This window comes from Verrucomicrobiota bacterium (assembly GCA_016871495.1).
Taxonomy (GTDB): Bacteria; Verrucomicrobiota; Verrucomicrobiia; order Limisphaerales; family VHDF01; genus VHDF01.
In genome coordinates this window covers 1-11,188 of sequence record VHDF01000121.1, presented here as the reverse complement: position 1 = coordinate 11,188, position 11,188 = coordinate 1, and the positions used below count along the sequence as shown (strand labels likewise).

5 protein-coding genes, 2 tRNA genes and 2 pseudogenes are annotated in these 11,188 nt (G+C 58.9%); 6 read left to right on the top strand and 3 right to left on the bottom strand.

Annotated features, from left to right (window positions below; translation table 11 throughout):
• The first annotated feature begins 1,090 nt into the window (after positions 1-1,090).
• A complete protein-coding gene (locus FJ404_18120; GenBank protein MBM3824768.1) occupies positions 1,091-3,358 on the top strand; it encodes a formylglycine-generating enzyme family protein in 2,268 nt (755 codons plus the stop codon).
• 224 nt (positions 3,359-3,582) lie between these two features.
• Here FJ404_18120 and FJ404_18115 read toward each other — a convergent pair.
• A pseudogene (locus tag FJ404_18115) lies at positions 3,583-3,738 on the bottom strand (SAM-dependent DNA methyltransferase).
• 999 nt (positions 3,739-4,737) lie between these two features.
• Here FJ404_18115 and FJ404_18110 point away from each other — a divergent pair.
• The 3 genes and pseudogenes from FJ404_18110 (at position 4,738) to FJ404_18100 (ending at position 7,348) form a co-directional block, all read left to right on the top strand.
• Positions 4,738-4,944 (top strand): annotated as a pseudogene (locus FJ404_18110) (type II secretion system protein).
• Between the two features lie 1,071 nt (positions 4,945-6,015).
• The gene (locus tag FJ404_18105) at positions 6,016-6,939 is read left to right on the top strand and encodes a hypothetical protein (GenBank protein MBM3824767.1); all 924 of its coding nucleotides are present in this window, start codon (positions 6,016-6,018) and stop codon (positions 6,937-6,939) included.
• 34 nt (positions 6,940-6,973) lie between these two features.
• The gene (locus FJ404_18100; GenBank protein MBM3824766.1) at positions 6,974-7,348 is read left to right on the top strand and encodes a hypothetical protein; all 375 of its coding nucleotides are present in this window, start codon (positions 6,974-6,976) and stop codon (positions 7,346-7,348) included.
• Between the two features lie 703 nt (positions 7,349-8,051).
• On the opposite strand, the gene FJ404_18095 is transcribed toward FJ404_18100, so the two are convergent.
• Positions 8,052-8,127, bottom strand: a tRNA-Phe gene (locus FJ404_18095).
• 105 nt (positions 8,128-8,232) lie between these two features.
• On the opposite strand from FJ404_18095, the gene FJ404_18090 reads away from it, so the two are divergent.
• Positions 8,233-8,309, top strand: a tRNA-Met gene (locus tag FJ404_18090).
• 135 nt (positions 8,310-8,444) lie between these two features.
• Here FJ404_18090 and FJ404_18085 read toward each other — a convergent pair.
• A complete protein-coding gene (locus tag FJ404_18085; GenBank protein ID MBM3824765.1) occupies positions 8,445-10,121 on the bottom strand; it encodes a hypothetical protein in 1,677 nt (558 codons plus the stop codon).
• Between the two features lie 228 nt (positions 10,122-10,349).
• On the opposite strand from FJ404_18085, the gene FJ404_18080 reads away from it, so the two are divergent.
• Positions 10,350-11,188, top strand: an 839-nt coding sequence (locus tag FJ404_18080; protein ID MBM3824764.1) for an aminotransferase class V-fold PLP-dependent enzyme, incomplete at its 3' end; no start/stop codon positions are given.

Sequence of the window (11,188 nt, the reverse complement as noted above, 5' to 3'; positions counted from 1 at the left end):
CTCGAATCCTATCCCGAGATCACGATGGTTTCCATCGCGCCGCGTTACGGGTTGGGTGCGAGGATCTTGCTTTTCCTCACGCAAAGAACGCGAAGGACGCAGAGAACACGTCGAGGGGAAAGTTCTCCGGGGACAGCGATCTCGGAGATTATCCCAATCTCGCCCCATTTCTCTCTTCGTTGTCTTCCTGAATTGCTATGATTCCGCTGATGGTTTGAACCCGCCTTGAAGCCGTGACCTCCGGAGCGCGCCGTTCACGGCGCCAGGAAGATGGCGAAGCATGCTCGAACCGGTGACCCCGTGCAGGAAAGGTGCTTCGGATGCTTTCTCTCCGTATCTCTGTGCCTCCGTGAGAGCCATCCGACCTCCCGGTGTGACCGAACATGCATTCGCTGCGGACAGAAATCTTGAGTTATCTGGCGGGCTTCGCACGAGGTATGAGGGCCACGTTGAGGCATTGGGTGCTGCGAACGGCAGATCAGCCCCGGCTTCCAGGCGTGGCGCAAGCGCTCGCCGTCGCAGACCCCGGTCGTTCGGGGCAGAGCGGGAACGCCGACGGCGTTCTGTCCCCCAGCCCGGGGTTGGCCCGCGGAGGCGGGGCTACCCCGGGGAACAAGCTCCCCACCTGTCCCAACCCCAACAAGGTTGCGCTCGGCTTGGACAGCTCCTTTGGGGCCTGCAACTCGCATGCCGCAACCCTGGCAGGGCGAGTTTCTCCGTGTGCACGGCCAGCACCCGTTCTGGGTCGAAGCGTCGACGTTTTCGCGGGCGGCGAGAACGTGCGCCGAAGTACCGATCTCGCCCGTCCCCAAGCGCTAACCCGGATATTTCATGCTGAGCTTGAATCCGCGACAGTACGCCGCGTGAGGGCACGCGGCCTACCATCGCGACTGCCTCCGTGTTTGTAGGCCCGGTGTCGTCACCGGGCGTCCCGTGCATGAAATATGCGGGCTAAACAACCCCCGCGCGGCCACCAACTCCACCCCGTCCAAACCCTATCCAACCCCTTGAAACGCGCGCCCGCTTCGACGAGACTTCTAATCAATATCGAGCTCTCGTTATCACTTTACCCAGATCACCGTTTGCCAACATGAGGAACCTGACACTGAAAACGACATCGTTGCTGACCGTGTACATCGCTTTGGGAGTGGTCGCTCCGCTGCGGGCGGATGTCTTTCAGATGCCCGCGGGCTTGAAGAGTCTCGAGTTCGTGGAAGTGGGCGATCCGGGAAACGCGCCGGACAAGAATGGGTTTGGCGCCGTTCCCTATCGGTATCGCATCAGCAAGTACGAGACGACGGCCGCGCAGTGGGTCGAGTTCTTGAATGCCAAAGGCCTGGCCGATCCAAGCGAAAGTGGCCTGTGGTCCGAGAACATGTCTCGGGAGGACGGGGCAGACAATGACCCCCGCTGCGATATTCGCCGCGCGGGCAAGGTGGGGAGCTTTGTGCATACGGTTTCGCCGGAGTTCGCCAATCGCCCCGTGAACTACGCTAGTTTTCTCGATGCGTGTCGATTCTGCAATTGGCTCCACAACGGACAAGGTGATGGGGACACCGAGACCGGCGCGTATACACTCAACGGTTACAATGGGCGCGATGGCCGCCGAATTCAACGCAACCCAGGAGCGAAGTTTTTTGTGCCGACGGAGGACGAGTGGTACAAGGCCGCCTATTACGACCCCAAGAAACCAGGGGGCCCGGGCTATTGGAAGTATCCAACTCGCAGCGACACAAAACCGAGCCGCGTGAAGGCTTCCGCCAATGCGGCTAATTACTACACGGTTAGCTACCTGGACCCCTACTTTCTTCTGGAGGTCGGTTCGTTCCCCCGCGCCTTGAGCGCCTACGGAACACTCGATCAAGCGGGCAATCTGGCGGAATGGACGGAAGGATTGAACCCTCCCTTGTTGCGTTCGCTGCGTGGTGGAGCCTTCAACAGCGACGACGCGGGACTGAACGTCCCCACCCCGAATCGAGCCTGGACGTCCATGTCCGACGAGAATGCTGTCGGCATCCGCATCGCAGCCGCGGTTCCCGGTTTCCCAGTTCCCGTGCCCGAGCCGAAGTTGCTGGCGACCGAGTCGGCCGTGGTCGACTTTCCCCGGCGCCCGTGGCGTGATCCCCAAAACGGAAAACCGTTCTTTCCCCTGGCCTGGTTCAGCCACACGAGCAACGAAGCAGACCTCGATGAACTGAAACGGCAGGGAGCCAACTTGATTCTCGTGGTCGAAAGCTACTCCGATGTTGAGACCGAGGAGGAGTTCAAGAGTCTCACGCCAAAGATGGTGGGGTTTCTCGACCAGGCACACAAACGCAACATTCGCGTACTGATCCAAGCGGGTAACCTTCAGGAATCCCAAGCGGATAACAACGCGGTGGCGATCGAATGGCTACGACAGTGGGTGAAGGCCATCCGTAACCACCCAGCCCTGTTTGGCTATCAACTGTATGACGAACCGGAGTATCGCGTGGGAGCTGGAATCGGGGTCGAGGAGCGGCGGTCCGTGCAACACTTCGTGGACAGTTTCATGCGGGCGCGTCAAGAGTTGCGGGAGTGGGATCCGAATCCGCATCGCATGATCTCCGTCGTTTTCAACCTCGTGCCCCTTTCAACGTGGACGGACTTCTTGCCGAGCCTGGAGTCGTTTCAAATCGACCGCTATCCGCTCGACGTCGAGCAGGCCTACTTTGGACATCGCGGCGATTGGGGCCCGCTCATGATGGCCTGGTCGATGGCGCATGGCGCGAACGCCTTGAAAGATCATCCGCATCTCAAGAACCCCGCGCCATGCATGCAAGGGGTTGGTCAAGCCTTCACCGATGGCAAAGGCAATCCAGTCTGGCGGACGCCACTGTATGAAGAGTCTCGCTACATGGCGTATTCGTCGCTGACCACGGGGGCGTGGGGTGTGTTCCATTGGATTCACTGGCCGGGCTTTCCCCCCTCGCCAACCATCGACGCCAATGTCGGTCGGCTTTATCATGAGCTTCGCACGTTGCTCCCCGCCTTCGAACAGAGTTACGAGAATCCTCCGTTCACGGTGCGCCATAACCATGAAGGAATCACCCGCGACTTCCTGACCGACGCCGTGGCCGACATTACCACGCTGGCACTCGAGGACGAGAAGAACTACTACCTGGTCGTCAGTGACAACAGCGGTGTCTTCAAGGATGTCACGCTGCGTCTGAAGGGATTGAAACTGGCCAACCAAAATTCGCGACCCGCGGAGGTACTCAACGAAAGCTGGGAGAAGACCATGACCTACGCTCCCGAATCGGGTGAATGGGTCATTGGTCCCCACGCCATGTCTTTCGGCGATATCAATGTCTGGGTCATTTCCAAGGAATCGCGGTGAACTCGAAGATCGGTGGAGGATGTCGTTTGGGAAGGAGTCCACTCGTATCGAGATTCTCCGCGTCGTTCCGGATGACCATCGGCCCACGTGGCTGTGACCTTGAGGTCCCGCCGATTGGCTTCACGGCCGGTCATCTGGCAATGACAACGGTGGGGACGTGGTGCAGGACACGTTTCCGTGGCTCCTCTCCTTGACCAAGTGCGTTCTCCGCGAAGACCGTCTCGATCGATGCGGTCGGCCACGGGCAGGAACATGAGGTTGGCCATGAGCCGGACGGTGTCGCGGGGCGTCCAGTGTTCGCCGGCTTCCTCGTTGTTCCCCTCGTCGAAGCGGCGGACGAGTTCCTCGAACATCGTGCCCATACTGTGGTGGTCGAGCGCCAGCAGGTCGTCGGCGGCCTGTGGGCTGAGGTTGATATCCTGATCGAGGAACTTCTCGATGTCGCGCATGGCGTCGTTGACGTTCGCGCCGATGTTCTGCGCCTCAAGGAGGTCGAGCAGGGAATCGAACCGCGCATTCTTCGCAGGGAAAGGAAGAAGTTCTTTGGGGACCGAGATCTCGAATCTTATCCCGAGATCACGCTGCTTTCCATCGCGCGCCTTACGGATTGGGTGTGGGGATCTTGCTTTTCCTCACGCAAAGGCCGCGAAGGACGCAAAGAAAACGTCGTGGAGAAAGTTCTTTGGGGACAGCGATCTCGGAGACTATCGAAATCTTGCCCCATCTGCCTCTTCGTTGTCTTTATGAACTTCGGTGGTTCCGCTGATGGTTCGAACCCGGCGTGAAGCCGTGACCTCCGGAGCGCGCCGTTCACGGCGCCTCATCGTGGACAGCTTAACGACGTGGTTGGGCCGAGAGGTTCTCTCAGGGCAGAGCTCTCGAGTGCGTGCGATTCCAAAAAGGAACTGATCCTGACAAACATCCGAAACCTTGGTGCTGAGGTAATCGTAAACCGCTTGCCAGCGGTCGAATCGATTTGACCCGTCTGGGCTCGAAAGGAACGATCCGTCAATCATCCTGGCAAAAGGAGGCATGTTTTCTTTAGATCATTCCGAAACAGCGTGAAGAGGGAGTGAATTGAAGGAAACATGTCGGCCAGGGTGGGTCATCCATTTGGACCGCTGACATCCACTCGGTTCAGAGGAACAATCCTATTGCCCGAATTCCTCCGGGCCAGCATAGTCGAAACGCTTTGAGAGAGCACATTCCGATCAGTCATGCATTGCCCGACCGCCTCTGTGAGGACATGACGCCATGAACTCCCCCGCTGCGATCTTCGAAGCAGGCTCGATCGCTTGGAAGGTGGATGTCCAAGCTGCATTCATCAAGTCCGTCTCGTCCAACCCAAGAATCCTCTCACGAGTCATGAATGGATCTTCATGAGAACAATTCAATGCCAACGCGGCTTCACTTTGATTGAACTGCTGGTGGTCATTGCGATCATCGCGATCCTGGCAGGGATGCTTCTGCCCGCGCTTTCCAAAGCCAAGGAGCGTGGCAACAGAACCAAGTGCGTTTCCAATCTGCGCCAACAGGGGATCGCCTGCGCCATGTATCTCGATGACAACAATGACAGGTTTCCATCGAACTCGAAGGGCATCGATTGGACCTACTATTCCTGGGGCGGCAAAATGGGTATCCAGGCCGAGGTGACCGGAAGCCAGTTGCGCATGCTCAATCCTTATATCGTGAAGAACGGCGCCGTGGCGACCAACGAAGCCGGAGCGGCCCTGGCGTTCCTCTGTCCAAGCGACCGGGGCGCTCTGAAGGGACATTGGGCCAAGGATTTGAAGCCGACTGTCTTCGACCAGGACGGCAGCAGCTACTTTTACAATTGCAGCGCCAACAACAATGACGGCGTCAAGGGTCTGATGAACAAGAAAGCCTCCGACGTGCGGAGTCCCAGCCGCGTGGTCCTGGCCAATGACTTCGCCTTCAACTGTTACTTCGAATACGGGGCGAGGAAGGCGGTGTTTCAGCGAATGTTCTGGCACGACAAAAAACGGCTCGGCATGGCTAACATCCTTTTCGTCGACAGCCACGTCGGGTTTTCGCAGGCAACCACCGATAAACCGGACTTCCAGCGCGGCAAGGACTGGTCATTCATCTTCAATGACTGATTGTTCGGAGCGTCTCATGCCCAGTGTGACCTAGCAAAGTGTAATTTATTGACAGGCCGTTCGCACAGCACGGGCACCACACCATTTTTCCTCTCGCCCCGCGAGGCACGAGCGGGGAGAGAGCCGGAGAGAGGGGCATTCTCAAGCTACCCCTCTCCTCGGCCCTCTCCCCGCTCATGCTTCGCAGGGCGAGGAAGAAGTTTTTTGGGTACCGAGATCTCGAATCCTATCCCGAGATCACGCGGATTTCCATCGTGCCGCGTTTCGGGTTGGGTGCAAGGTCTTTTGCATTCCCTCACGCAAAGGACGCGAAGGCCGCAAAGAAGGTGTCGAGTTCATCGTGCCGCGGTGATTCGGACGGTTGCTCCTCCGATCCGGATGGGGGCCGTGCCAATCTCGACTCTTCTTGACACCTCCCGACTAACTTGACTCTGAAGTTACTCACCATTCCGCACCCCGGCCCGGTGGAGTTTTTTGGCTTAAAACGAAGTCGAACATGGTGAAGATTGGCCAAGTGCGACGGTGCTTCGTTGGAGCGTGACAGAGATTTTCTTTGCCGTTCCGAGCGGCCTTACACCCGGAACGGTTTCTGTCCGTGTCCGGGCGGGCTCGGCCATCAGCGAACCGTTCGGGTTCGTTGTCAGTTCCACGCTGCCCGCCAGTTTGAGCGCCGTCCGGCAGGGAGATCGTGTGATCTTGGCATGGCCGGCACGCGGCGGGCTTTTCGAGGTCGAGTCCGCTCCCGGTTTGGATCCGCCGGTGACGTGGACGATCGAATCCAACTCCCAACTGCCGACCGGGGAGTTGACCGCCATGACTGTGACGGTGGCGGGGGGCGCTCGATTCTTTCGCTTGCGCTCGGGTGGATCGGTCAGCCGCGTCAGAGGCGCGATGGTCACTGCGGCCGAGGGCGGAACGTTGGCCACCGCGGAGGGCACGACCAACTTGACCGTGCCACCAAGGGTTCTGGCGCAAGATACGCGCATCGAGGTGACCGAGTTGGCGCATTCACCCCATCCGGAACTACCCTTTTCCACAGATATCGTGATGTCCCCTGCGGGTTTGAAGTTCCAACAACCCGCCACGCTCCAGGTGCAACTGCCCGAGGGAATCACGGACCCGAGGCTGGTCGAGGTGTACTCCATCAGCCCGGCCAATGAACTCGTCCGATCCGGGGTGGAACAGAGCCGCCTGCGTCGCTTGACGAATGTGGTTTTCGAGAGCGCGACCCGAACCTTACGAGTGCCGGTGGAACATTTTTACGTGTTCAGCGTTCTTTCCCGCCGGCTGCAGGAGGAAATCGTTTTTGATATTCCCGGGCAGTATCTGAAGAAAGGAGACCTCATTTACACCCTTACTTCCGACGCGGTGCTGGGCCATCGCGGCTGGATCCCGGGCCATTGCGGAATGTTTCTGGGCACGCGCGACCCGTCCTCCAAAGTCAATGACGGGGCGAGCTGATGAATCAATTGGACGAAACCTTGTTCCCGACTGGATGGAGACGCCCCTCATGCCGGCGAGGCAGTTCGCATTGACCGATCAAGTGACCGAGGTGACGGTCCAGGTGGGCGAAACCTACCTGATGGAGGCCTACGGAGTGGTCGCTCAGACTGCAGGAGAGTACACCAAGTCGCACTTCCGGGATTTCGATTTGCGGATGTCTGTGGACACGTCATCACCCGCGGGCATAGCCGCCCGGGAAGGCCGGGCGAGGTTTACGTCCCATCAGCAAGACTTTCAGACATTCACTTTCAAGCCGGCAGCGGAGGATGCGAATCGCGGCGGACAACGGCACCTCACCCCAAGAGACTCGGACGAGCACGACACGATCGCCCTGTTAGCTGGGCCAAATCGAAGATTCAACCAGTGAGCAGAGGGATACAGATGCTTTTGCAGGCTACCGATTTCTGAGGCGAAGCGGGTCCGAAAACATTTATCAACGGCTGGCCCGTCCGCTGGAGAAGTCGATTGCGCCGGTGGTCTTTCGCGACACCGAAACCGGCAAACCAGCGGCCAGTCTAACACTGTTCTTCGCAGGCTTTCGTTACATCGGCGCGTTCAATGCCGTGGAATTCCAAGGCTCGGTGACCTGGCGCTATCGCGAAGCGCCATAAGACCAACGCCGGCAAGAAATCCACTTCTCCTGCGAACTCTTGAGGCGGGGTCCTCCCTGCTTTGCCCGGCCAACCCCTGATCCCGGAAACGGCAATTCAGCACCGTTGAGATGCGCCAAAGCTTGAGCGTCGAAGTTCTGCCGAAACTTGAGGTGGTTCCGCAGGGTGATCCATCAAACCTTGAGAAAAGCCTTTGCCGCTTAAAACCTTGCGATAGATCGATGCTGATCAATTGCCGCTTTAACGTCCATGGCCATTCTTCCCGTATATCCCGATGTTGTTGGTAGGGCGGGCCTGTCCCCGCCCGCCGCCCACGGGATGCAAAACATCATGCTCCGGCGGCGCGCCGGGACGGACGCGCCCTACCTGCATCACCGGCAACATCGGGATGCACCGCCATTCTTCATGCTAACCAGAATGGACGAATGCAAAAGCGCTATTCCTTGAGGAAGATGAAAGTGGTGGCTGGGGGCGGAATCGAACCGCCGACACAAGGATTTTCAGTCCTCTGCTCTACCGACTGAGCTACCCAGCCGACCGGCAAGGCCGCGAATATCGTGCCCAAGCCAACTCTAAATCAAGAATCATTTTTCTCTTGTTTAATCCAAGGGTTCAAAGGATTCTTTTCCTCCGCTTTTACCGCGGGGTGGAGCAGCCCGGTAGCTCGTCAGGCTCATAACCTGAAGGCCGCAGGTTCAAATCCTGCCCCCGCAACCAATCTGAAAAGCCCTGTCTGGCACACGCTGGACAGGGCTTTTGCTTTCTCAAACACCTGGAGGAACAGATCGAGACGCAATGACCTCCAAGGCCCTGCCCGTCCAGTCAGATGAGCGAACGCTGAGCGATTGCAGACTATTTCTCACCCGGCCACCTCGCCGCGACTTGACCTGGAAAATGCTTGATCAAACTGTCCGTGACAAAGGGCGCGGCCATGCCCAGGCCGCACGCGCTCGTGGCCCTCATCGTTGCCCCAATATCCCGAACTTCCTCCAGCCAAGCTTCCAGATTCAACGGGCCCGCCTCATGCCCCAGTCGCTCGGACAGTCGTTGCGTGCCGATGCGGCATGGAAAGCATTTGCCGCAGCTTTCATGGGCGAAAAACTCCATCGCTCCTTTCGCCGCTTCCACCATGTCCCGGCTGTCATCGAACACGATGATCCCTCCGGCCCCCAGGAACGACCCTTGAGCTCGAATGCCCGGCTCGTCCAAGGTGACGTCCAGCGCGTTCCCCGCCAAAAAACCACCACTCAAACCTGCCATGGTGACGGCTTGAATCGTTCGACCCGGACGCGGACCTCCCGCCCATTCGTGGAGCAGCGTGCGCAGGGGCAAGCCGATGGGCACTTCGTAATTCCCGGGCCTTTGAATGTCACCCGACAAACTGATCAATTTGGTGCCCGCGTGCCCGTTCAGCCCCAGCCCGCGATACCATTCGGCGCCTCGGCTGACAATGGGAGCGATCGAAGCAAGGGTTTCCACATTGTTCACGACCGTCGGCAGATTCTCGAACCCATGCGTGACCGGAAACGGCGGTTTATTGCGCGGAAAAGGATGTTTCCCTTCGAGACTGTTCAACAACGAACCTTCTTCGCCACAGATGTAGGCCCCTGCTCCACGACGCAGATAAATCTTAAACCCAAACTGCGTGCCACCAATCCCCTGCCCCAACATTCCTGCTTGCTCCGCTTCATCCAAAGCTCGCTCCAAAATCCGATAGGTCTCCGGATACTCGTAACGCAAATAGATGAATCCCCGCGGAGCTCCCGTGGCATAACCCGCCAAAACCATGCCCTCGATCACCGCATGCGGATCGTAATCCATGATCGCCCGGTCCTTGAAGCATCCAGGCTCTCCTTCGTCTGCGTTGCACACGATGCTCTTCGGCTGTCCCGGAGCTTCCGCCACCGCTTTCCATTTCAATCCCGTGGGGAAGCCCGCCCCTCCTCGACCGGCAAGCTTGCTCTCGATGATCAGTGCCACGAGTTCCAAGGGCGACTTCTCTCGGAGCGTGCTCAACAGTGCTTCGTATCCCCCGGTCTCTCGGTATCCCTTCAAGGTGGCCCTTCCGGGCTTTCGAATATGCGCGAAAATGCATTCCTCCACCCCGCCGGGATTGGGCACCGGCAGGGGCGACGATTTCGATTCCAACTTGCCTTCAGATCCGCCGACCCATTGCCGGTCGCTTCTTAGAATGGGAACCGGTTCATCGCAACGACCCGCGCATGGCATGGGAACAGCCCCCTCGGGCCGCAACCTTTCCAGCCACTCGGTGCCCCCGCGATGAACACAGACGTTGCCCGTGCACACGCGTGGCACCTTCAGTCCACCAGGTTCCAGCGAAAAGTGATGATAGAACGTCACGGTCCCGTAAAGCTCCGCGAGAGGTATGTCCAGTCCGCTGGACACCGCTTTCAAAGCCTCTTCGCTCAAGTATCCATCGAGCTCTTGGCAAGCATGCAGGACAGGCAGCAACGGGGCGGGCTCCTGGCGCCATCGATCCAGGATCGCGAAGTAGGAAGTGTTGGACATGATTACTTCCCGGGAGATTAAGCCCCGCGGACAAAAAGAAAAGGCATGCGTTGAACGGCGGAAAGAAAATGATTTCCACCCAACCTCAATCCCGTGAATCGCTCGCGCATCCGGAACAGCCGACCGGCGCGTGTCCGTTGGCCGATTCCTGTCCGTCCTCCGACCGCAGCAACCTCGAGGCAGAAGGAATCTGGCCGGAACCGACTTTGTCGCCCAGAATCACGCCGGATGAACCATGCCGATTTCGAATCTGAACTCTCGGCCCCGGCCGCTTCCCCTGCTCTTTGGCCACTCGATCCCGAAATCGTGTTTCTCAACCACGGCTCGTTCGGCAGTTGCCCCATCGCCGTGCTCGACCGGCAAACCGAATACCGCCGGCAGTTGGAACGCGAGCCCGTCACCTTCCTGGTGCGCGAACTCGAAGGCCGGCTGAATTCCGCTCGCGCCGCCCTCAGTGAATATGTCGGATGCGACCGTGAAGACTTGGTCTTCGTGCCCAACGCCATCACGGGTGTGAACACCGTGCTTCGATCTCTGTCGTTCGCTCCCGGGGAGGAAATCCTTGTCACCGACCACGAATACAACGCCTGCCGCAATGCGCTGGACTTCGCCGCAGAGCGCTCCGGGGCCGTTCCGGTTGTCGTCCCGATTCCGTTCCCCATTTCCTCGCCGGATGAAATCGTCGAGCGCGTGATGGAGCGTGTCACCTCTCGGTCAAGACTCGCGCTGATCGACCACGTCACCAGCCAAACGGGGATGATCCTCCCCGTGGCCGAACTCACTCGTCGCCTTCGCGAGCGCAACGTCGATGTGCTGGTCGATGGCGCGCACGCGCCGGGAATGATACCCTTGAATCTTTCCCAACTGGGAGCCGCCTACTACACCGGCAATTGCCATAAATGGATTTGCGCCCCCAAAGGCGCCGCCTTCCTCTACGCAAATCGGACCCATCAGGCCGCGCTTCGCCCTCTCACCATCAGCCATGGGGCCAACTCACCGCGCACCGATCGCAGCCGCTTCCAAATCGAGTTCGGCTGGACCGGGACAGGCGACCCCTCCGCCGTGTT

Coding starts and splice junctions, on each gene's coding strand:
- FJ404_18120 (MBM3824768.1), top strand. CDS start 1,091: ATGAGGAACCTGACACTGAAAACGACATCGTTGCTGACCGTGTACATC.
- FJ404_18100 (MBM3824766.1), top strand. CDS start 6,974: ATGGAGACGCCCCTCATGCCGGCGAGGCAGTTCGCATTGACCGATCAA.
- FJ404_18085 (MBM3824765.1), bottom strand. CDS start 10,121: ATGTCCAACACTTCCTACTTCGCGATCCTGGATCGATGGCGCCAGGAG.